At 69.5% G+C, this 21945-nt stretch carries 15 protein-coding genes and 1 pseudogene; 10 read left to right on the top strand and 6 right to left on the bottom strand.

The features are described from left to right. Positions 1-3: 3 nt before the first annotated feature. The 4 genes from D5S19_RS20950 to D5S19_RS20935 are packed head-to-tail and all read left to right on the top strand — an operon-like array spanning position 4 to position 3375. On the top strand, positions 4-1092 hold the full coding sequence (locus D5S19_RS20950; protein ID WP_120025047.1) for an ABC transporter ATP-binding protein: 1089 nt from the start codon (positions 4-6) through the stop codon (positions 1090-1092). Continuing rightward, positions 1092-1787 (top strand): ABC transporter permease, encoded by a 696-nt coding sequence (locus D5S19_RS20945; protein ID WP_120025046.1) that lies wholly within the window; start codon positions 1092-1094, stop codon positions 1785-1787. Before D5S19_RS20950 ends, D5S19_RS20945 begins: the two co-directional genes overlap by 1 nt. After that, the gene (locus tag D5S19_RS20940) at positions 1784-2488 is read left to right on the top strand and encodes an ABC transporter permease (protein ID WP_098513428.1); all 705 of its coding nucleotides are present in this window, start codon (positions 1784-1786) and stop codon (positions 2486-2488) included. Before D5S19_RS20945 ends, D5S19_RS20940 begins: the two co-directional genes overlap by 4 nt. Continuing rightward, positions 2485-3375, top strand: a complete 891-nt coding sequence (locus D5S19_RS20935) for an ABC transporter substrate-binding protein (protein WP_120025045.1) — start codon at positions 2485-2487, stop codon at positions 3373-3375. Before D5S19_RS20940 ends, D5S19_RS20935 begins: the two co-directional genes overlap by 4 nt. 78 nt (positions 3376-3453) lie before the next feature. Here D5S19_RS20935 and D5S19_RS20930 read toward each other — a convergent pair whose 3' ends face one another. Further along, a complete protein-coding gene (locus D5S19_RS20930) occupies positions 3454-7155 on the bottom strand; it encodes a multifunctional oxoglutarate decarboxylase/oxoglutarate dehydrogenase thiamine pyrophosphate-binding subunit/dihydrolipoyllysine-residue succinyltransferase subunit (RefSeq protein WP_120025044.1) in 3702 nt (1233 codons plus the stop codon). Between the two features lie 263 nt (positions 7156-7418). Here D5S19_RS20930 and D5S19_RS20925 point away from each other — a divergent pair, with 263 nt between their 5' ends. Further along, positions 7419-7787: a hypothetical protein gene (locus D5S19_RS20925; protein WP_233574066.1), complete on the top strand. Its 369-nt coding sequence runs from the start codon at positions 7419-7421 to the stop codon at positions 7785-7787. A gap of 7 nt (positions 7788-7794) precedes the next feature. Here the strand turns inward: D5S19_RS20925 and D5S19_RS20920 are convergent, their stop codons facing one another. Both D5S19_RS20920 and ald read right to left on the bottom strand, forming a co-directional pair. Continuing rightward, positions 7795-11550 carry an ABC transporter ATP-binding protein gene (locus D5S19_RS20920; protein ID WP_120025043.1) on the bottom strand — a complete coding sequence of 1252 codons (3756 nt, stop codon included), beginning with the start codon at positions 11548-11550 and terminating at the stop codon, positions 7795-7797. 428 nt (positions 11551-11978) lie between these two features. Continuing rightward, on the bottom strand, positions 11979-13094 hold the full coding sequence (ald, locus tag D5S19_RS20915; protein WP_098513433.1) for an alanine dehydrogenase: 1116 nt from the start codon (positions 13092-13094) through the stop codon (positions 11979-11981). Positions 13095-13280: 186 nt separating this feature from the next. Between ald and D5S19_RS20910 the strand changes: the two genes are divergently transcribed. After that, a complete protein-coding gene (locus tag D5S19_RS20910; protein WP_120025042.1) occupies positions 13281-14222 on the top strand; it encodes a zinc-binding dehydrogenase in 942 nt (313 codons plus the stop codon). Positions 14223-14234: 12 nt separating this feature from the next. Here the strand turns inward: D5S19_RS20910 and D5S19_RS20905 are convergent, their stop codons facing one another. Beyond that, entirely contained in the window at positions 14235-15803 is a 1569-nt protein-coding gene (locus tag D5S19_RS20905; RefSeq protein WP_120025041.1) for a PucR family transcriptional regulator, read from the bottom strand. A 206-nt stretch (positions 15804-16009) separates the two neighbouring features. Between D5S19_RS20905 and D5S19_RS20900 the strand changes: the two genes are divergently transcribed. Together D5S19_RS20900 and metX are read left to right on the top strand one after the other, a co-directional pair. After that, the gene (locus tag D5S19_RS20900; protein ID WP_120025040.1) at positions 16010-17317 is read left to right on the top strand and encodes a bifunctional o-acetylhomoserine/o-acetylserine sulfhydrylase; all 1308 of its coding nucleotides are present in this window, start codon (positions 16010-16012) and stop codon (positions 17315-17317) included. Further along, entirely contained in the window at positions 17314-18435 is a 1122-nt protein-coding gene (gene metX / locus D5S19_RS20895; RefSeq protein ID WP_233574065.1) for a homoserine O-acetyltransferase MetX, read from the top strand. The genes D5S19_RS20900 and metX overlap by 4 nt, the downstream gene beginning before the upstream one ends. A 64-nt stretch (positions 18436-18499) precedes the next feature. Here the strand turns inward: metX and D5S19_RS20890 are convergent, their stop codons facing one another. Further along, positions 18500-19273 (bottom strand): SGNH/GDSL hydrolase family protein, encoded by a 774-nt coding sequence (locus D5S19_RS20890; RefSeq protein WP_120025039.1) that lies wholly within the window; start codon positions 19271-19273, stop codon positions 18500-18502. A 102-nt stretch (positions 19274-19375) separates the two neighbouring features. Continuing rightward, positions 19376-20549 (bottom strand): annotated as a pseudogene (locus D5S19_RS20885) (IS3 family transposase). A gap of 185 nt (positions 20550-20734) precedes the next feature. Between D5S19_RS20885 and D5S19_RS20880 the strand changes: the two are divergent. Then, positions 20735-21325 carry an SACE_7040 family transcriptional regulator gene (locus tag D5S19_RS20880; protein ID WP_199730606.1) on the top strand — a complete coding sequence of 197 codons (591 nt, stop codon included), beginning with the start codon at positions 20735-20737 and terminating at the stop codon, positions 21323-21325. 55 nt (positions 21326-21380) lie between these two features. Further along, a complete protein-coding gene (locus D5S19_RS20875) occupies positions 21381-21878 on the top strand; it encodes a hypothetical protein (RefSeq protein ID WP_120025038.1) in 498 nt (165 codons plus the stop codon). Positions 21879-21945: the final 67 nt, after the last annotated feature.

Genomic DNA, 21945 nt, shown 5'->3' with positions numbered 1-21945 from the left:
TCTGTGACAATCGAATTTCGCGACGTCACCAAGCGGTATCCGGATGGCACAGTGGCGGTCGACGGGCTCTCCCTGACCGTGGAGGACGGCACCATCACGGTGTTCGTCGGCCCCTCCGGCTGTGGCAAGACGACCTCGCTGCGCATGATCAACCGGATGGTCGAGCCCACCTCGGGCAGCGTCCTGCTCGACGGCGAGGACGTCAGCGCGGGCGACCCGGCCGTGCTGCGCCGAGGGATCGGCTATGTGATCCAGCACGCCGGGCTCTTTCCACACCGGACAGTGCTGGACAACATCGCCACCGTGCCGCTGCTGTCGGGCTGGGACAAGCGCAAGGCCAGGGCCCGGGCGGCCGAGCTGCTGGAGACCGTGGGCCTGCCCACCGGGCTCGGCAAGCGTTATCCGGCGCAGCTGTCGGGCGGGCAGCAGCAGCGGGTCGGCGTGGCCCGCGCGCTCGCCGCGGACTCCCCGGTGCTGCTGATGGACGAACCGTTCTCCGCGGTCGACCCGGTGGTCCGGGAGGGCCTGCAGGACGAGCTGCTGCGGCTGCATTCCCAGCTGGGCAAGACCATCGTATTCGTCACGCACGACATCGACGAGGCGGTCCGGCTCGGGGACAAGGTCGCGGTGCTGCGGGTGGGCGGGAAGCTCGCCCAGTACGGCACTCCCGCCGAGGTGCTCCGGCATCCGGTGGACGATTTCGTCGCCTCCTTCGTCGGCCGCGACCGGGGCTACCGCGGGCTGTCCTTCCTGCCGGCGACCGGGGTACAGGTCTCCCCGGTGAGCACCGTCGAGCTGGGCAGCACCGTGACCGGTCCGTCGGAAGGCTGGCAGCTGGTGGTGAACGAGGACAAACAGCCACGCGGCTGGCTCCCACCGGGCTCCACAGTGGACGGTCCGCTGGCGGAGACCGATCTGGTGGCGGGCGGTTCGCTCTACATCGAGGGCACGCCGATCCGCGGCGCGCTGGACGCCGCGCTGTCCTCGCCGGCCAGCCTCGGCGTGGTGGTGGACGAGGATCTTCGCGTGCTCGGCACGGTGCTGGCGCATCAGGTGCTGGACGTGATCGAGGCTTCCCCGCAGGGGTCCTGATGGGCGACTTCTTCGGCGATCTCGGCCGGTATCTGTCCAGTGTGCACAATCGCGAGGATCTCCTCGGCGATCTCGGCCAGAACGTCTACCTCGCGCTGGTGCCGCTGGCGCTGGGCATCGTGCTGGCGATCCTGCTCGGCTGGCTGGGGCACCACAACCGGGCCGCGCGGTCGGTGCTGCTGGTGGCGTCGAACCTGCTGTACACGATCCCGTCGCTGGCGCTGTTCGTGGTGATCCCGGGCCTCATCGGCTCCCGGATCCTGGACTCTGTCAACGTGATCGTCGCGCTCACCATCTACAGCACGGCGCTGCTGGTGCGGCCGGTGCTGGACGCGCTCGACGCGGTGCCGCCGCACATCGTCGCGGCCGCCACCGCGATCGGCTACCGCGGGCCGCGCCGGTTCCTGGCCGTGGAGCTGCCGCTTTCGGTGCCGGTGCTGGCCGCGGGCGTACGGGTGGCCTCGGTGAGCAACATCAGCCTGGTGAGCGTCGGCGCGCTGATCGGCACCGGCGGGCTCGGCCGGCTGTTCACCGACGGGTTCCAGCGTGAGTACTTCCCGCCGATCGTGATCGGTATCGTGTTGACCATGGTGCTGGCGCTGGTCGTGGACCTGCTGCTGGTGCTGCTGCGGAATCTGCTCACCCCCTGGGAACGCGCGAGCCGGACCACGGCCGGAACGGAGGTGGCCGGATGATCGGCGATGTCTTCGGCTGGTTCACCACAGCCGCGAACTGGCAGGGTCCCGACGGCATCGGGGCGCGGCTGGGTGAGCATGTGGGCTACGTGCTGCTCTCCCTGGTCATCGCGCTCGTGATCGCCATTCCGGTGGGGCTGTTCGTGGGCCACACCGGCCGCGGTGGGGTCGCGCTGGTCAGCATCGGCAACGCCGTCCGCGCGCTGCCCACGCTGGGGCTCATCACCTTCTTGTTCCTGCTGTTCACCGAGAGCACCACAGCCACCGTGATCGGGCTGGTCGTGCTGGCGATCCCGCCGGTGCTCGCGGGGACCTACGCCGGGCTGCAGTCTGCGGAGCACGAGGTGGTGGACGCCGCGCAGGGCATCGGCATGACCGGCTGGCAGCGGCTGTGGCAGGTGGAGGTGCCGATCGCGCTTCCGCTGGTGCTGGGCGGGATTCGCAACGCGGTGCTGCAGCTGGTGGCGACCGCGGCGGTGGCTGCCTACGTCGGGCTCGGCGGGCTCGGCCGGTTCCTGCTCGACGGACTGGCCATTTTGGACTACACCGAGGTCGTCGCGGGCGCGATTCTCACCGCCCTGCTGGCGATCGCGTTCGATCTGGTCCTCGGTGCGGTGCAGCGGGCACTGGTGCCGAAGGGGGTTCGGCTGGCCGCCAAGGCGGCGTCCGGCCGGGCAGTGGCCGTGGGAGGTACGGCGTGAAGCGGTTGGGTGTCCTCGTGGCGGGGCTGGCCCTGCTGCTTTCGGCCTGCGGCAATCCGCTCGCCGGCGGCGGCGAGGGCGGGGCCGGCGGCGATATCATCATCGGCGCCTCCGACGTGGGGGAAAGCCTGCTGCTGGCCCAGATCTACGCCGGGACACTGCGCAACGCCGGGGCGGAGAACGTGACCGTGCGCCCGCCGGTGGGCAGCCGCGAGGTGGTGGTCAAGGCGCTGCAGGACAAATCGCTGTCGCTGGTGCCGGACTACAGCGGGAACCTGTTGCGGTACTTCGACAAGAACACCCCGGCGACAACCTCGGCCGAGGTCTACGCGCAGCTGAAGCAGAAGCTGCCCGCCGGGTTCGAGGTGCTTGAGCAGGCCCCGGCCGAGGACAAGGACCTGCTGGTGGTGGGCAAGCAGCTCGCCGATTCCGGGGTACGCACCTTCTCCCAGCTCGGCCCGCGTTGCAAGGACCTGGTGATGGGTGGTCCAGGCCAGTGGAGCAGCCGGTGGAAGGACCGGATCAAGCAGCTCTACGGCTGCGAGTTCAAGGAGATCCGCACCACCGACACCGGCGGCCCGGTCACCGTGGCCGCCCTGCGCTCCGGTGACGTCCAGGTGGCCGACTTGTTCAGCACCTCGGCCACCATCGCGGCCAACGGCTTCGTCCCGCTGGAGGACGACAAGCACATGTTCCCGGCACAGAACATCGTGCCGCTGGTCGCGAAGGGCGTGCTCAACGAGCGCGAGACGGCCGCGCTGAACCGGGTGTCCGCCGCGTTGACCACCGAGGAGCTGATCCAGCTGAACGTCGAGTTCACCGGGGAGAAGCGCAATCCGCAGGACATCGCGGACGATTTCCTCGCGCGTAACGGGCTGAAGTCCTAACGCGCGTTTCGCGGAAAGGCTGTGAAGGGACCCTTCACGGACTCTGCGTCCGTGAAGGGTCCCTTCACAGCGTTGATCTCACTCGAAGGCCTTGGCGATGAGGGCCTTCTGCTCGACCTCGTGCACCTTCGACGAACCGGCCGACGGCGCGGCCATCGGGCGGCGCGCCACCACGTCGAGCCCGGCGAAGACCTCCGGGAGCCTGCGCGGCAGGTTGAGGCCGAAGAACGGCCAGCCGCCCTGGTTCTCCGGCTCCTCCTGGACCCAGACGATCTGCCGCGAGTTCGAGTAGCGCTCGATCGCAGCCAGGAGCTTCTTCTTCGGCAGCGGGTAGTACTGCTCGATGCGGACGATCGCGACGTCGTCCACCCCGAGCTTCTCCCGCTCGGCGAGCAGCTCCCAGTACAGCTTGCCCGAGGTCAGCAGGACCTTGCGAACCTTGCCGGGGTCGATGTCGGCGTCGTCGATCACGGACATGAACCGGCTCTGACCGGTGAAGTCCTCGACGGCCGAGGTAGCGGCCTTGTTGCGCAGCATCGACTTCGGGGTGAAGACGATCAGCGGGCGCTGGATGCCGTCGAGGGCGTGGCGGCGCAGCAGGTGGAAGTAGTTCGCCGGGGTGGAGGGCACGGCGACGGTCATCGAGGCTTCCGCGCACAGTGACAGGAAGCGTTCGATGCGGCCGGAGGTGTGGTCCGGGCCCTGGCCTTCGTGGCCGTGCGGGAGCAGGAGCACGACGTCGGAACGCTGGCCCCATTTGGCTTCGCCGGAGGAGATGTATTCGTCGATGACGCTTTGGGCGCCGTTGACGAAGTCACCGAACTGGGCTTCCCACATGACCAGGGATTCGGTGTTGGCCACGGAGTAGCCGTATTCGAAGCCGACCGCGGCGTACTCGGACAGCGCGGAGTCATAGATCATCACGCGGCCCTGCTCGTCGGACAGGTGCTGCAGCGGCGAGTATTCCTGGCCGGTGCGGCGGTCGATGTAGACCGAGTGGCGCTGGGTGAAGGTGCCGCGGCGGGAGTCCTGGCCGGACAGGCGGACCAGTTTGCCTTCCAGCGCGAGCGTGCCGAAGGCGAGCAGTTCGCCGAAGGCCCAGTCGACGCCGCCTTCGCGGGACATCTTGTGCCGGCGTTCCATGACGGGCTTGACGCGCGGGTGCGGGGTGAAGCCCTCGGGCACGTTGAGGAAGGCATCGCCGATGTGCTCGACGACCTCCTGCGACACGGCGGTGGCGACCTTGGCCGGGATCTGCTGCTCTTCCTCGACCGAGGGGCTGGCCTTCGCCGGGTGCTTCTCCAGCTCGCGGACCTCGTTGAAGACGTGTTCGAGCTGGCTGGAGAAGTCGCGCAGCGCTGCTTCGGCCTCTTCGACGGAGATGTCGCCACGGCCGATGAGGGACTCGGTGTAGGTCTTGCGGACCGAGCGCTTGGTGTCGATGATGTCGTACATCGCCGGCTGCGTCATCGACGGGTCGTCGCCCTCGTTGTGCCCGCGGCGGCGGTAGCAGATGAGGTCGATGACGACGTCCTTGTGGAACGCCTGCCGGTATTCGACGGCCAGCTTGGCCACCCAGTGCGCGGCCTCCGGGTCGTCGCCGTTGACGTGGAAGATCGGCGAACCGATCATCTTCGCCACGTCGGTGGCGTACTGCGACGAACGCGAGTGCTCCGGCGCGGTGGTGAAGCCGACCTGGTTGTTCACGATCACGTGCACGGTCCCGCCGGTGCGGTATCCGCGCAGCAGCGCGAGGTTCAGGGTCTCGGCCACGACACCCTGCCCGGCGAACGCGGCGTCGCCGTGCATCAGCACGGGGAGGACGGAGTAGCCCCCGGTGACACTGTCGCCCTTGTCCAGGATGTCCTGCTTGGCGCGGACGATGCCTTCCAGGACCGGGTCGACGGTCTCCAGGTGCGAGGGGTTCGCGGTGAGCGACACCTTGGTCTCGCCGTCGCCGAACATGCGGAAGTACTTGCCCTCGGCGCCGAGGTGGTACTTCACGTCGCCGGAACCGTGGGCCTGGCCCGGGTCGAGGTTGCCCTCGAACTCCTGGAAGATCTGGCTGATCGGCTTGCCGACGATGTTGGCCAGCACGTTCAGCCTGCCGCGGTGCGGCATGCCGATGACGACCTCGTCGAGCTCGTGCTCGGCGGCCTTGTCCAGGATGGTGTCCAGCAGCGGGATCGCGGTTTCGCCGCCTTCGAGGGAGAACCGCTTCTGCCCGACGTACTTGGTCTGCAGGAAGGTTTCGAAGGCCTCGGCCGCGTTGAGCTTGGACAGCACGTACTTCTGCACCGCGGGGTCGGGCTTGGCGTGCGGGATCTCCACCCGCTCCTGGATCCAGCGCCGCTCCTCGGGGTCGAGGATGTGGGTGTACTCGATGCCGACGGTGCGGCAGTAGGAGTTGCGCAGCACGCCCAGGATGTCGCGCAGCTTCATGGTCTCTTCGCCGGCGAACCCGCCGACCGGGAACTCCCGGTCCAGGTCCCACAGGGTCAGGTTGTGCGAGAGCACGTCCAGGTCGTGGTGGCTGCGCTGGCGGTAGTTCAGCGGGTCGGTGTCGGCCATCAGGTGCCCGCGCATGCGGAACGCCTCGATCAGCTCGATCACCCGCGCGGTCTTGTCGACCGGGCCGTCCGGGATGTCGGCGACCCAGCGGATCGGCTCGTAGGGCAGGCGCAGGCTGGTGAAGACGTCGTCGTAGAAGCCGTCCTCGCCCAGCAGCAGCTCGTGGATCCGCTTGAGGTACTCGCCGGACTCGGCGCCCTGGATGATCCGGTGGTCGTAGGTCGAGGTCAGCGTCATGATCTTGCTGACCGCGAGGTCGACCAGGGTCTTCTCGCTGGTGCCCTCGAACGCGGCCGGGTACTGCATGGCGCCGACGCCGATGATCGCGCCCTGCCCGGCCTGCAGCCGCGGCACCGAGTGGTTGGTGCCGATACCGCCCGGGTTGGTCAGCGAGATGGTGGTGCCGGAGAAGTCGTCCGCGGTGAGCTTGTTGGTGCGGGCCTTCTTGATGATGTCCTCGTAGGCCTGCCAGAACTGCATGAACGTCATGTCCTCGACGCCCTTGACCGAGGCCACGACCAGCGTGCGCGCGCCGTCCTTGCCCTTCATGTCGATGGCGAGGCCGAAGTTCACGTGCTCCGGGGTCACCGCGAACGGCTTCCCGTCGATCAGCTGGTAATGCCGGTTGAGGTTCGGGTAGTCCTTCAGCGCCCGCACCATCGCGTAGCCGATCAGGTGGGTGAAGGAAATCTTCCCGCCACGGGTCCGCTTGAGGTGGTTGTTGATGACGATCCGGTTGTCCGCCATCAGCTTCGCCGGCACCGCACGGACACTCGTCGCGGTCGGCACGGACAGCGACGCGTCCATGTTCTTCGCGATCGCGGCCGCGGCACCACGCAGCTGCTTCGACTCCGGCTCGTCCTTCTTCACGGCCTTGGCGGGCTCCGCCTTCGCGGGCTTCGGTGCCTGGGTCTTGGCGGGCGCGGGCTTGGCGGGTTCTGCGGTCGCCGGGGCCTTCGCCGGGGCAGGCTGGGACACGGGGGTCTTCGCCTCGGTTGCGTGTCCGTTTTCGCCGCTCGCCGCGCTATCGGCCGCGGCGGGCCGGGCGGCGTCGGCCTTCGCCTGCGGCGACTGCGTCGGCTTGAAATCCGCGAAGAAGTCGTGCCAGGCGGCATCGACTGAGGAGGGGTCCGCGAGGAACTGGTCGTACATTTCCTCGACCAGCCACTCGTTGGGGCCGAACTGTGACGCAGGGCTGCTGCTGGACACGGCTTGGGCTCGCCTCTATCCGTCTCGATCTTGTCTGTGCTAATGCGCCTACCAGGCTAACCCCCTCCGTGACTGCCGTGTGATGGAACTGCCCTGTGTGAGGCCTGGCGCACTAGGGGATCGGTCACTGACTCGATCAAGTGTTCCCGGTCGCGCCGCCGGAGCGCAGCGATCGCTCCTGGACATGGCCTCTTCGGGCAACGTTGGTGCCGGGTTGGCCGCACGTGCGCACCAAGTTCACTGGCCGGCGGTGCACTCCGTCGGTGGAGGATGCGGCCTGTTCGTTCAAGGGCGCCCGGGCCGGTGCCGTCCGGCACGGTGTCTCCCAGGCCGACGAGGTGGTGTGCGCGATGTGGCTGATCGAATGTCCCTCGTTCTGGGACGAAGGCCTGATCCGCCCGCTTGTGACGGAGAACGGCGCGGTCGTGCTGATGTGCGACACCTGCTCCGTGGTCTGGCACACCCCGGCCGGCATCGAGGAGTTCGAGCATGTGGAGCCCGCCGCGCCGGATTGGTCCATCGGCCCGGGCACCCACGTCCGGCCCGGTACGACCCGCTGGGCCGATCCCGCCGACGTGACCACGGCCGGCTGGGGGGACCTTCGCTGGCGGGAACTGCCTTACGCGGGGTGATCGTCGCTCAGCCCAGCGCCCACAGGCGGGCATAGGGACCGCCGGCGCTGAGGAGTTCCTCGTGAGTGCCTTGTTCGGCGATGCGCCCGTGGTCGAGTACCACGATGCGGTCGGCTTTCGCTGCGGTGGCCAGGCGGTGTGCGACGACGAAGGTGGTGCGGCGCCGGGACAGGCTTTCGGTGGCGCGGAGCACGGTGGCTTCGGTCGCGGGGTCCAGGGCGGCGGTGGCTTCGTCCAGCAGCAGGACGTCCGGGTCGACCAATTCCGCTCTGGCCAGGGCGACGAGCTGCCGTTGCCCGGCGGACAAGGAGCGGCCGCGTTCGCCGACCGGCTGGTGGAAGCCGGCGGGTAGCGCGGCTACGCCTTCTAGCGCGCCGACGGCGCGTACGGCGTCTTCGACCTCGGCATCGCTCGCGTCGGGGCGGCCGTAGCGGACGTTGTCGGCGACGGTGCCGGAGAACAGGTGCGCCTCCTGGGGGACGACGCCCATTCGCGCGCGCAGGCCGGGTAAGTCGTACTCGCGGACATCGACGCCGTCGATCAGTACGGCACCGTCGGTGGCGTCGTAATAGCGCGCGACCAACTTGACGGCGGTGGACTTCCCAGCACCCGTGGCGCCGACCAACGCGACAGTCTCACCAGGGGCTACGTCGAGCGACAGCCGTTCCAGCGCGGGCGTGCCGACACTGGCGTAGGAGAACCCGACGTCCTTGAACCGCACTTCGCCGGACAGGTGGGCGGGCAGCGTGACCGGCTTTTCGGCAGTCGGCACGGAGGTCGGCGTACGCAGCAGGTCGCTGATCCGGCTGAGGCCGACCCGCGCCTGCTGGTAGCCGTCGAATACCGACGACAGCTGCTGGATCGGCGCGAAGAACTGCTGAAGGTAGAGAAGGAACCCGAGCAGGACGCCGGCCTCCAGCGTGCCCGCGGCGACGCGGTGCGCGCCGACCACCAGCACCGTGGTCGTCGCCAGGTCCGACAGCAGCGAGACGAGCGGGAAGTACGTCGCGACGTACCGCTGTGCGCGCAGCCGTGAGCGTCGGTACTCGTCACTGCGCGAAGCGAACGCGGCGGCCGAGCGCTCTTCGCGGGTGTACGCCTGGGCCACGCGCAGGCCGCTGACGTTCTCCTGCATGTCGGCGTTGACCACGCTCACCTTGTCGCGCGCCTCGTTGTACGCGCGCGAAGCGACCCGTCGGAACACGAGCGTGGCGACGAGGAGCAGGGGGAGCATGGCGAGCGCATACGCGGCCAGCGCGACATCGGTGACCAGTAGTGCAACGGCGATGCCTACGAGCGTCAGCGCGCTCACCACGGCGGTGGCCAGGCCGGTCTGCAGGAACGTCGACAGCGCGTCGACGTCCGTCGTCATCCGGGTCATGATCTTCCCGGACAGCTCGCGCTCGTAGTAGTCGAGCCCCAGCCGCTGCAGGTGCGCGTAACTACGTACGCGAAGCGAGTACAGCACGGTCTCGCCGACTCGCGCGGTGAGCTTGGTCTGCCCGTGCACCACGAACCAGTCCGCGGCGACGACCAGCGCGCCCACCGCGGCCAGCGTCCACACCACGCCCGCGGCGCCGGGCAGCACGCCGTGGTCGACCCCTCGCTGGTACAGCGCGGGAAGCGCGAGCGAAGCCAGCGCGTCGGCCGCGACGAGCGCGATCACCCCGATCAGCGGCCACCGCACCGGCCGCAGCAGCCGCCCGAGCCGGAAGCCGGGATCGGGTGTCGTGGCGTCCACTTCGGACAGTCGTGGCCGGTCCACCGCGGGTGGCAGCTTCCGTACGCCCTCCAGCAGCTCCGGGGTCGGCGGCACGTCCGCTCCCGCTCCGGCGAACCCCGATCCGCCGCCTTCCGCGCCACCGCGTACGTGCGCGGCTTCGCCGAGCGCGTCGACTTCGTCGGTCTCGCCCACGTCCGGCCACAGCTCGGGGGTACGGCCGTCCGCGCCCCGGTTGAGCACGCTGTGCCGATGCGGTTCCTCTGCGTCGTCGCCTGGCCCGGTGACCAGTTCGCGGAACAGCGGGCACCGCGCTTGCAGCTCGGCCTCGGTGCCCACGTCGACCACCCGGCCCTGGTCGAGCACCGCGATCCGGTCGGCCAGCTGCAGGGTGGAGCGACGGTGCGCGACGAGCAACGTGGTGCGCGCCGCGGTGACCGCGCGCAGGGTCTCGTGGATGGCGGCCTCGGTGACGGTGTCGATCGCGGACGTCGCGTCGTCGAGGATGAGCACGCGGGGGTCGGTCAGCAGCGCGCGGGCGAGGCCGAGCCGCTGACGCTGCCCACCGGACAGCGTGAGCCCGCGTTCGCCGACTTCGGTGGCGTACCCCTCGGGCAGCGCGCGGATGAACTCGTCGGCTTCGGCGGCCCGAGCCGCGGCAAAGACCTCCTCGTCGCTCGCATCCGGTCGCCCGTAGGCGATGTTGTCGCGGATCGAGGAGGAGAACAGGAACGCCTCTTCGAAAACCACGCCGATGGACTGCCGCAGTTGCTTGAGCGGCACGTCCCGCACGTCCACTCCGCCGACCCGCGCCGAACCGTCGTGCACGTCGTAGAACCTGGGCAGCAGCAAGGAAATCGTGGACTTGCCGGACCCCGCCGTGCCGACCAGCGCGAGCGTCTCGCCCGGCTGCGCGGTGAGCGTGAGCCCGTCTAGCACCGGATCGCTGCGCGTGTACCCGAACCGGACGTCGGACAGCTCCACCCCGAGCGGCCCTTCGGGCAACGGCCGCGCGTCCGGGCTGTCCACGACCTCGGGTTGCGCGTCGATCAGCTCGTACACCCGCTCCGCACCCGCGCGCGTCAGCTGCGCTTGTACGACCAGACTGGACAACATCCGCGCCGGCCCGATCAAGATGGCCAGGTAGGTCGCGAAGGCGAGGAAGGTCCCGAGGCTGATCTGCCCGTTCAACGCAAGCATGCCACCGATGGCCAGCACCGCTACTTGCCCGGCCGCGGGCAATGCCGAAGTGGTCGCAGTGGGCAGGGCGGACAGCCTCGCCGCGCGAAGCCGCTCGGCGAACAGCTTCCGCGCCGTACGCTCCAGCCGGGACACCTCGCGCGCTTCCTGTCCGAAGCCTTTCACGACGCGTACGCCGGTGACGGTCTCCTCTACCTGCTGCGCGACGTCGGCTGCCCGCTGTTGTGCCGACCAAGTGGCCGGGAACAGCCGCCGTCTGCTCAACGTCACCACGATCCCGACGGCAGGCGCCACGATCAACGCGATCACGGTCAGCAGCGGCGACATCCACAGCATCGCGCCGAGCGACAGCACCGCGAAGATCACCGACCCGGCCGACAACGGCACCTGCATGAGCAACCCGGTGACGAGCTGCAGGTCCGAGATCGCCCGCGAGACCACTTGCCCGGTGCGCAATGCGTCCTGCTTGCCGCCATCGAGCCGGGACACCGCGTTGAACACCTGATTGCGCAGATCGTGTTGCACGTCCAGCGCGAGCCGGCCGCCCACGTACCGGCGCAGGAACGCCGAACCGAACGCGACCACCTGCAAGGCGACCAGCGCGATCGCGATCCCGGTCAGCTGCGCGGTGTGCCCGTCCACCGCGCCGTCCACCGCCGAGCGCACCAGCAGCGGGCTCGCGGCCTGCACGCCGACGCTCAGGATTGCCGCCGTCATGGCCAGCACGACCACGCCGCGGTGCTGCCAGCATGCGGCCCAGAGGCGGCGCACCCAGCCGGTGGGCCGGGGCGCCGTCCCGGAAACCGGACGGTCTTGACGCGCAGGCGTCGCTGTGGTGCTCACGTCACAAATCTAGGGACCAGGACCGACAATTTATTCCCGGACGCCCGCCGCGCGGGCCCGATGGTGCCTGCCGCAGTGTGCCGGACGAGCGATGTTCATCACCGGCCGGGGAGTTCCCGTCGCTGCCACGCAGGTCTGACAACTACGCCTGACGACGTGTTTTGCCCGGCATGTGCAGAAAGAGCACCGCCAGTTGGCCCTTGGGGCAGGAAAACGCAGCCGGACGGATGTGCCCCCCGGGGAGGCGCGGCGGCACGTTATTACCTAAGCTGGTACTTGGCGGCCCGCTCCCAGTGACCCCCAGGCTGGTTGAGCGGGTCGCCCCTTTTTGTCCGGGGATCCGCTGCCCCGTATCCGATCGCGAGGGGCCGCTGCGTAATGCGGAGGCCCCTCGCGTCGCCAGATGGTTTTGTGGTCGGGAAAGCGGGTCAGGAAAGGACGGTCTCCAGCGCCGTGTGCGGCAGGTCGTGCGCGGCGGCGACCGGTGCGTTGGTCAGCGCGCCGTGGTGCGTGTTGAGGCCGAGGGCCAGCGCCGGGTCCGCGGACAGGGCGGCTTGCCAGCCGTGGTCGGCCAGTTGCACGGCGTAGGGCAGGGTCACGTTCGTGAGGCCGTACGTCGACGTACGGGGCACCGCGCCGGGCATGTTCGCGACGCAGTAGAACACCGACTCGTGCACGCGGTAGGTCGGGTCGTCGTGCGTCGTCGGCCGGGAGTCGGCGAAGCAGCCGCCTTGGTCGATAGCGATGTCCACCAGCACGCTGCCCGGCTTCATGCGGGACACCAGATCGTTCGACACCAGCTTCGGCGCCTTCGCGCCGGGCACCAGCACCGCGCCGACGACCAGGTCGGCTTCCAGCACGGCTTCTTCGACCGAGAGCCGGTTGGAGGTCACCGTGCGGATACGGCCGCCGAAGTCGTTGTCGATCTGGCGAAGGCGGTCCACGTTGGTGTCCAGGATCTCCACGTCCGAGCCGAGGCCCAGCGCCACCCGTGCGGCGTTCAGGCCGGCCACGCCGCCACCGATCACCACAACGCGCGCCGGGTGTACGCCCGGGATACCGCCGGGCAGCACGCCACGGCCACCGCTCGGCTTCATCAGCGCGAACGCGCCCACCTGCGGCGCCAGCCGTCCCGCGACCTCCGACATCGGGGCCAGCAGCGGCAGCGCGCCGTTCGGCTTCTGTACGGTCTCGTACGCGATCGCCGTGGTGCCCGAGGACAGCAGCGCGTCGGTCAGTGGCCGGTCCGCGGCGATGTGCAGGTACGTGAACAGCACCAGGTCTTTGCGCAGCCGCGGGTACTCGTCGGCGATCGGCTCCTTGACCTTGAGCACGAGCTCGCCCTCGGACCAGGTCTCCTCCGCCGTGGCCAGCACCTTCGCGCCCGCGGCCACGTACTCCTCATCGGTGATCGAGGAACCGGCGCCGGCCTGGGTCTCGACGAAGACGTCGTGTCCGCGGCCGACCAGTTCGTGCACACCGGCCGGGGTCAGCGCGACCCGGTACTCGTGCCTCTTGATCTCACGGGGAACGGCGATACGCACGGCGGCCTCCTGGCGGCTTGGTTCGAGGTGCTGCCACTCACGGTGATACACCCGGACAGTGGTGTCATCGTGTTCCAGTCACAGTTTTCAGGGCATTTCGTAGTGCTCCCGAAACAAGCCCTTGACATCGAGCGCACTTGAGGTAGTTCGCTGTCCCGCGGCGGTGACGAGGCGGAAGGGCGGGATATGCGCGCGGTGTGGCTGAGGGAGTTCGGCGGGCCTGGAGTGCTGGTCGCGGGGGAGGCCCCGGATCCGGTGCCCGGTCCGGGGCAGGTGCTGATCGAAGTGGCGTTCGCGAACATCACGTTCGTGGAGACCCAGTTCCGGGCCACCGGATCCGGACCGTACGCGGCGGAGCTGCCGATGGTCCCCGGCAACGGCGTCGGCGGCGTGATCAGCCGCATCGGCACGGGCGTGGACCCGGCGCTGGTCGGCCGCCGGGTGGTCACCTCCACCGGCGGTCGCGGCGGGTATGCCCAGCGGGCCGTGGCCGACGCGGCGCTGGTTTTCCCGGTGCCTGACGCGCTGAGCCTCGATGTGGCGGTGGCCTTGCTCGCCGACGGCCGCACCGCGACCGGCCTTATGCACGCGACGGACGTACGCGCGGGTGACCGCGTACTGGTCGAGGCTGCCGCCGGTGGTGTGGGCAGCCTGCTGGTGCAGCTGGCGAAGGCGGCGGGCGCGGAGGTGGTGGCCGCCGCCGGTGGCCCCGCGAAGGCTGCCCAGGCCCGCGACCTCGGCGCCGACCTGGCGGTCGACTACACCGATCCCGGCTGGCCGGACGTTGCCGGGCCGGTCGACGTGGTCTTCGACGGCGTCGGCGGTCCGGTCGGCACGGCCGCGTTCACTCTGCTCCGTCCTGGCGGCCGGATGGCGATCTACGGACTCTCCAGCGGCTCGTGGGCGGAAGTGTCCGAAGAGGACGCTCAGGCCCGGGACGTGACGCTGGTTCGTTCCATTGGTGACGCGAAAGCGTTGCGTGGGTTCACCGAAGCCGCGCTCGAAGCGGCTGCGGCCGGCGTGCTCAGCCCGGTGATCGGCCAGCGGTTCCCGCTGGAACGCGCGGCGGACGCGCATGCGGCGATCGAATCCCGTGGCACAGTGGGGAAAACCTTGCTGATCGCGTGAACAAGGCCCGGGTCAGCTCCAGCGGAGTGCGATCAGCTGGGTGAGTAGCGCCAGCCGGACGTCCGGGTCCTCCAGATCGAGCGGCACCTGGTCGAGAAGCCGTTTCATCCGGTACCGCAAGGTGTTCGGGTGGATACGCAGCTGTTGCGCGGCCGCTCGCGGGTCGCCGGGGTGGCGGAGCCATTCATAAAGCGTGTCGACGTACCCCGTCCTGCTTGCCTCGTCGTGTTCCTGCAGGACGCCGAGCGGACCGAGTTCGGCGACGCGCGCGGCTGCGGCTCCGGTCGCCGCGCGGTGCAGGACCAGGGCGGTCCACACCTCGTCGTATGCCACCACACGACTTTCGACCAATCCGGCGCGCAGCAAGCCGATCGCCTCGTCCGCCTGGGCGCGTGAAACCGCCAGCGCGGCAATGGTTCCGGGCGCGCCCGCGGCGGCGCGGGGCACTCCGCCACGGCGGGAGGCCGGTTGTGCGCGCAGGGCATCGCGCAGTTCGGGCCAGCCGCCAGGGCCGGCCCGGTCGGGGACCACGGCGTACAGCAGCCCGCCCAGCTCCGTCGCGGGTGGGCGGCGGCCGACGCCCTGGGAGATCCGTTCCAGCAAGGCCAGCTGGAGTCCTTCGGCGTCCCGGCCGTCGCCGCCGGTCACCTCGATGACCACGACTCGGTGCGGTTCGTCGGACAGGTCCAGCTCGGCGACCGCGCGGCGCGGCGCGGCACGGCCTTCCAGCACCGCCCGCAGCAGCTCGGCGGACGCCCGGCGTTGCGCGTCCGTGTGCGCTCGCCGCCGCAGCAGATGCAGTGCGACGACCGGGGCGGAGTCCGCGAACGCCGCGGCGCGCTCCTCCGGCACCGGGCCGGTCACCACCGCCCACATCGACCCCAGCAACTCGCCGCCCATCCGGATCGGCACGATCAGCCGCGGGAGCGTGCCGTCGCGCTGGGCAGGCACGAAGATCGTCTGCCGTCCGCGCGAAAGCTCCCGGAACACCCCGCGGGAACGGAACCTGGCGAGCACGTCGTCCGGGATGCGGCGGCCCATGATCGTGGCCACCCGAGCCGGGTCGGTGAGATCCTGACGGGCGGAGTAGGCGAGCACCCGGGAGTTGGTGTCCTCGATGGTCACCGGCGCGTCCACCACCGAGGCAACCGCATCGGCGAGCCGGAACAGGTCGCCGGAGCCCGGATCACCGCCCTCTTCGAGCGATTCGGATTCGTCGGCCAGTGCGTCGAGGACCGTGCGCAGCAGCCACACGAGCTGGGCCCACGAGGTCGCCGCGTGCACCTGGATCAGCGCGATCCCGGCCGCCTTCGCCGCCCGCCGCACCGGTTGCTTGGCGGCCAGCGGCGGCTTCAGCAGCACAGCCGCGGCGCCCTGCGCGGCGCTCACCCGGACGAGTTCGACCGCGTCCGCCGGCTCCGCGGTGGCCACGCCCAGCACCAGATCCCCGGCGGCGAGCCCGGACGGGGCACCCGGTTCGGCGATCACCACGTCACCGACCGCGGGGCAGTCCTCGGGTAGCTGCAGCGCGTGCAGCAACGTCGGCCCGACCCGGTCCACCACACTGCGCACCGAGACCACTGCCACCTCCGTCTTTCCCGCTCAACGGTAGAAGACCGCGGCCGCTGCGCCACTCGCGGGACACCCCAACCGGTTGTGCCACCCGATTACCGGCTTCTCCCAGCTCATGGGAACAGTAGGGTGGGACGGTCCGCGCGGTTAGCGTCGTGGCCGATCCGATTCCCCGCCGGGTCATGCCCAACCCTTTGACCCGCAAGGAGAAACCGATGCCGGACGACACCGCGGCCTGGTCCTTCGAAACCAAGCAGATTCACTCGGGAGCGGCCCCCGACCCGGCCACCGGAGCCCGTGCGACGCCGATTTACCAGACCACTTCGTTCGTTTTCCGGGACAGCCAGCACGGGGCCGATCTGTTCAGCCTCGCCGAGCCGGGCAACATCTACACCCGCATCAACAACCCCACCCAGGACGTGCTGGAGCAGCGGGTCGCCGCGCTGGAAGGCGGGGTCGCGGCGCTCGCGTTCGCCTCCGGCTCGGCCGCCACCACGGCGGCGATCCTGAACCTGGCCAGCGCGGGCGACCACTTCGTGTCCAGCCCTTCGCTCTACGGCGGCACCTACAACCTGTTCCACTACACGCTGCCGAAGCTCGGCATCGAGGTCACCTTCGTCGACGACCAGGACGACGCCGAGCAGTGGCGGGCCGCGGTCCGGCCGAACACGAAGCTGTTCTTCGCCGAGACGCTCGCCAACCCGGGCGGCAACGTGCTCGACATCCGCAAGGTCGCGGACGCGGCCCACGAAGCGGGCGTACCGCTGGTCGTGGACAACACCGTGCCCACGCCGTTCCTTCTGCGGCCGATCGAACACGGTGCGGACGTCGTCCTGCACTCGGCCACGAAGTACCTCGGTGGCCATGGCACCACCGTCGCCGGCCTGCTGATCGACGGTGGCACGTTCGACTTCGGCAAAGACCCGGCCCGCTTCCCCGGGTTCAACGAGGCTGACCCGAGCTACCACGGCCTCAAGTACTGGGAAGCGCTCGGCCCGGGTGCGTACGCAGCGAAGGCGCGCGTTCAGATCCTTCGCGACACGGGCGCGGCGATCGCCCCGTTGAACAGCTTCCTGATCCTGCAGGGCATCGAGACGCTGTCGTTGCGTCTGGAGCGGCACGTCTCCAACGCGCAGGCGCTCGCCGAGTGGCTGGAGCAGCGAGACGAGGTCGAGAAGGTCTACTACGCCGGTCTGCCGTCCAGCCCGCACTACACGGCCGCGCAGAAGTACCTGCCGCGCGGTGCGGGCGCAGTGCTGTCGTTCGACTTGCGTGGCGGCGCGGATGCGGGCCGCAAGTTCGTGGACGGCACGGAGTTGCACAGCCAGCTGGTCAACATCGGCGACGTGCGGAGCCTGATCGTGCACCCGGCGTCCACCACGCACAGCCAGCTCAACACGGACGAACAGCTGGCCAGCGGCGTCACCCCGGGGCTGGTCCGGCTGGCCGTCGGCCTTGAAGGGCTCGAGGACCTGAAAGCCGACCTGGAAGCGGGGTTCCGCGCCGCAAAGGCGGACCTGTGACCGATCCCGTGCCCGCCACCGGCGCGTGGCGGGCCGGGGATCCGCCCGGGCGGCGGAAGTGGTTCACCGGTCCCGGCGCGCTCGCGCTGGAGGCCGGCGGTGTGCTGCCCGGCTACACCCTCGCCTACGAGACGTGGGGAACTCTCGCCCCAGACGCGTCCAACGCGGTGCTGATCGAGCACGCGCTCACCGGCGACAGTCACGTGGCCGGTCCGGCCGGGCCGGGACACCCGAGCCCCGGCTGGTGGGACGGGCTGGTCGGGCCGGGCAAAGCCTTCGATACCGACGAAGTGTTCGTGGTCGCCGCGAACGTGCTCGGTGGGTGCCAGGGCTCCACCGGGCCGGCTTCCCCCGATCCGGACGGCAGGCCGTGGGGCAGCCGGTTCCCGGCGGTGACCGTGCGGGACCAGGTGCGTGCCGAGGCAGCGCTGGCGGACGCGCTCGGCATCGAGCGCTGGGCCGCCGTGGCCGGTGGGTCGATGGGCGGTATGCGGGCCCTCGAATGGGCGATTTCATTACCCGGCCGGGTTGCCTCGGCGCTCGTGGTGGCCTCGACCGCGCAGGCCTCCGCGGAACAGATCGCCTGGGCTTCGCCGCAGCTGCACGCGATACGCGCCGATCCGGGCTGGCGTGGCGGCGACTACTACTCGGCCCAGCCGGGGGAGGGTCCGCACACTGGGCTCGGGATCGCCCGGCGGATCGCGCACACCACTTACCGCAGCGAGGCCGAACTGGCCGTGCGATTCGGCAGCAGTCCGCAGGAGGCCGAGGATCCGTTGCGGGGCGGCCGGTTCGCCGTCGAGTCCTATCTGGACCATCACGCGGACAAGCTGGCCCGCCGGTTCGACGCGGGCTCCTACGTGCGGCTCACCGAATCGATGAACACCCACGACGTGGGCCGCGGCCGGGGCGGGGTGGCCGCCGCACTGGGCCGGATCACCGCCCGGGTCGTGGCCGCGGGCGTGCACAGCGACCGGCTGTACCCGCCGTACCAGACGGAACGGATCGCCGCCGGTACCGGGACCACCGCCGCGGTGCTGGACTCCCCGCACGGCCACGATTCGTTCCTGCTGGAAACTGCCCAGCTCGCCGCGCTCGTCAAGTCACTCCTCGGCTGAACGGCTGTGAAGGGACCCTTCACGGACGCAGAGTCCGTGAAGGGTCCCTTCACAGCGGGAAAAATCAGCCGATCGCGGCAGTGAGCGGAGCGTAGTAGCCGCCCCGCTGGCCTGCCACGGTCGGGTGGTAGGACTCGTCGATCGGGGGGGTGAGACTGCGCAGGTAGTCACCAGCCGCGGAGCAGATGTTGTGGCCGTTGAAGGCCGGGCGGACATCCACGAACTTCGCCCCGGCCGCCGCGGCGCGCGCGGACAGCACCGAGTCCAGCGCGTCCACGCCGGAGTTGATCGCGGACCGCTTCGTGTCGCTCAGCCCGACGGCGCACGAACCCGGCACGGTGTAGAAGCGCGGGTAGGACAGCACGACGAGCTTCGCGTTCGGCGCCTTGGCCTTGACCGCCGCGTACACCTTGTCGAGCAGCCCCGGCAGAGTGTTCTTCAGGTAGGACTTCGCCGTGTTCACCCGGTTGATGCAGGTCTGGTCGTCGTTGAAGGTGCACGTCATGATCACGTCGGTGGCGCCGGCGTCGTTGCCGCCGACGGTGACCGTGACCAGTGTGGCGTTCGCAGGCATCGAGCTGATCTGGTTCAGCACGTCGCCGGTCTTGGCGCCGGAGCAGGCGAGGAAGGTGAAGTTGGTGCCCGAATGGGCGTTGGCCCACAGCGGTCCGAAGGCGTTCGCGCTGCGTTTGCAGTCGCCCGAGTTGCCGTAGTCCCCGGCGCCCACTCCGGAGGCGAAGGAATCGCCGAGCGCGACGTAATTGGTGGCCCGGACGGCGTTCGCGGTGCCCGCGATGCCGAGTGAAGCAAGCAGAGCGACCCCCAGGGTCGCGCACATCCGGACGAGGTTTCGTGATCGTGGACGGGTGGCAGCAGACATGGGTCACTCCTGTCGTGTCAACTTGATGCGCCCCGGGTCTGGTGCAGGTCTCGTTGTCTGTCACCGAGCCAGGGCAGGCTCCAGGTGTTGATCATAGCGTGGCGCTGGGTGGCGGGCTTCGGCCTGGGCTGGGGTGCGGTGGCCGAGCTCGCCGTGGACGCGGCGATGGTTGTACCAGTCGACGTATTCGGCGACTGCGATCTCGACATCGTGGACCGATTGCCAGCCGTGGCCGCGGACGATAGTGAACTCCGCGGTCGGAATGATGGACGACGCCGGTCACGTCGTGTCCAGCTCTTCTTCTGCTCCATATTCCCATCTCCAACGCGTCGAGGGCGAGATTTGTGTGTAGCGAGGTGGAGGCCCAGCCCACGACCATTCGGGAGAAAACATCGATAACGAACGAGGCATACACCCATCCGGAAAGCGTCCGGAAATAGGTGATGTCGGCGACCCAGAGCCGGTTCGGGCGATCAGCGGAAAGCGCCGGTCGACCAGGTCCGCCGGAGACGGCGAGGCCGCGGCTGCGATAGTTGTCCTGGGTTGCCTGCCGCGCTGCAGCCCCTGCAGGCCTGAGCGGCGCATCAACCGCTCGACTGTGCAGCGAGCCACGCGCACGCCCTCTCGGTCGAGCTGTGCATGAATTTTCCGCGCCCCGTAGACGTCGTAATTCTTGCGGAACACGCGCCGATCTCGGTGAGCAGTTCCGCATCCGCACAGCGCGTTGTGACGGTGCGCGCTTCTTGGCTGTCCACTACGTTCTCGGGGCGATCTGCACGCCCGCGTCGTTCACGACCGCGCAGATCGACTCGGCCCCGGGTTTCTTCCCCTCAATAGCCCGCTCGCGGTGGCCGTCACCATCATCGACGACCGCCGCGAGCGGAACCTCCCGTCGATGCGCGGAATCGTCCGGAGTTACTTGATTGTGCGGTCGAGCTCCGCGGCGGCGAAAAACGCCGAAGCCATCTTCAGAATCTCGTTCGCCTCCGCAACTCACGCACCTCGCGCTCCAGCTCAGTGATCCGCGTCGCATCGTTGCTGGTGCGGCCGGGCGCCGTGCCGGCTCGATCTCGGCGTGCTTGACCCATGTCCGCAACGCCTCCGGGTGTACGTCCAACTGGCCCGCGACCCGGCGGATCGCCGCCATCCGCCACCCCTCGGCCGCGATCGCGTCCAACGCCATCCGCGTCGCCCGCTCACGCAGCTCGTCGCTGTACTTCTTCGGTGCCGGCATGCTCTGCACCCTCCCCGGGATCACAGCCTGTACCGAACCCGGGGCGCATCAACTTGACGGAGTCAAGCAATATTCATGCGCAATCCCCACGGGCACCTCAAAAGGGGCAGGTTGCCCCACTTGGCTCAACCCGAAAGTCCGACCGGAGGTTAGTGCCCGCTAACACCCGGTCCTACTATGGCCCGATGCGGGCGAATCCCACCCCACTCGTGCAGGGCGAGAAGGCGAACAGGCGGGAACAGATCATGGCGGCCGCCGCCGAGCTGTTCGCCCACCACGGCTTCCACGGCGTCGGCATCGACGATATCGGTGCCGCGGTCGGCATCTCCGGACCCGCGCTGTACCGGCACTTCCGCAGCAAGGACGCGATCCTCGGCGAGATGCTCGGCTCGATCAGCGACTTCCTGCTGACCGGCGGTACCGCGCGGGCCGAGGCGGGCGGCACGCCGGAGGAGCTGCTCGGCGCGCTGGTCCGCTTCCACGTCGACTTCGCCCTCGACAACCCGGCCCTGATCACCGTCCAGGAGCGCAATCTGGCGAACCTCACCGACAGCGACCGCAAGCAGGTGCGGGCCCTGCAGCGGCAGTACGTCGAGGTGTGGGTGCGGGCGATCCGCGCGGCGCGGCCGGGCCTCGGCGAGCGGCAGGCCCGGTCGGCGGCACACGCCGTGTTCGGCCTGATCAACTCCACCCCCTACAACCGCCATCTCGGTGACGGCGAGCTGGCCGATCTGCTGTGCCGGCTTGCGCTCGGTGCCCTTTCCGCGGCGGGCTGAGCACCCGGATTTCGGGGTATCCCCACGAGTGCCGGTGCTGGTGTTTGATAGGCACGTGACCCCCGACCGGAGCGAAGACGAGCAGCGGCTCGTCGAGAAGGCGCAGCGTGCGCTCGTCGCGATCAGCCTTGGCGAAGACGCCGAAGCACTCGACGAGGTCATGCCGTCGGCCGACGAGCCGGACGCCCGGTCCGAGGAGACGAAGGCGCTGATGATGCTGCTGTTCGGCGAGTGCAGCGCGATGGTGTCCACGCTGGGTGACGGCGGCACCGCCCCGGTCAAGGTCCAGGTCTTCGACGAGGACGGCGAAGAGGTGTCCATCGATCAGGCCGATCCGCCGGTGCGCACCGCGGTCCGCACGCTGCTGGCCGAGGTGCACGGCAACACCGCCGCCGCGCGGGAGCAGGTGGAGATCGCACTCGCCAGCGCCGCGCCGAACGAGGTGGACAGCCTGGTCTTGCAGGCCTTGCGCTGGACCATCCGGCTGTCGGTGGAATGTCTCGACCGGGATCTGCCGGTCGCGTCCTGGATCTCGGACGCGGTCTCCGACTGAGGATCGCCCGGATACCGGCCGTCGTCTGCCGCCGCGCGAGTCGCGGCCTGGTCAAGACACTGCTGGG

Source organism: Amycolatopsis panacis (genome assembly GCF_003600245.1).
Lineage (GTDB): Bacteria > Actinomycetota > Actinomycetes > Mycobacteriales > Pseudonocardiaceae > Amycolatopsis > Amycolatopsis sulphurea.
Note: the sequence above shows the minus strand (reverse complement) of the source record. Positions and strands in the feature narration are given on the sequence as shown.

What these genes read in the sequence shown, in the direction of transcription:
- D5S19_RS20900 (WP_120025040.1), top strand. Translation starts at nt 16,010, where the DNA reads ATGCCGGACGACACCGCGGCCTGGTCCTTCGAAACCAAGCAGATTCAC.
- D5S19_RS20880 (WP_199730606.1), top strand. Translation starts at nt 20,735, where the DNA reads ATGCGGGCGAATCCCACCCCACTCGTGCAGGGCGAGAAGGCGAACAGG.
- D5S19_RS20890 (WP_120025039.1), bottom strand. Translation starts at nt 19,273, where the DNA reads ATGTGCGCGACCCTGGGGGTCGCTCTGCTTGCTTCACTCGGCATCGCG.
- D5S19_RS20945 (WP_120025046.1), top strand. Translation starts at nt 1,092, where the DNA reads ATGGGCGACTTCTTCGGCGATCTCGGCCGGTATCTGTCCAGTGTGCAC.
- D5S19_RS20940 (WP_098513428.1), top strand. Translation starts at nt 1,784, where the DNA reads ATGATCGGCGATGTCTTCGGCTGGTTCACCACAGCCGCGAACTGGCAG.
- D5S19_RS20910 (WP_120025042.1), top strand. Translation starts at nt 13,281, where the DNA reads ATGCGCGCGGTGTGGCTGAGGGAGTTCGGCGGGCCTGGAGTGCTGGTC.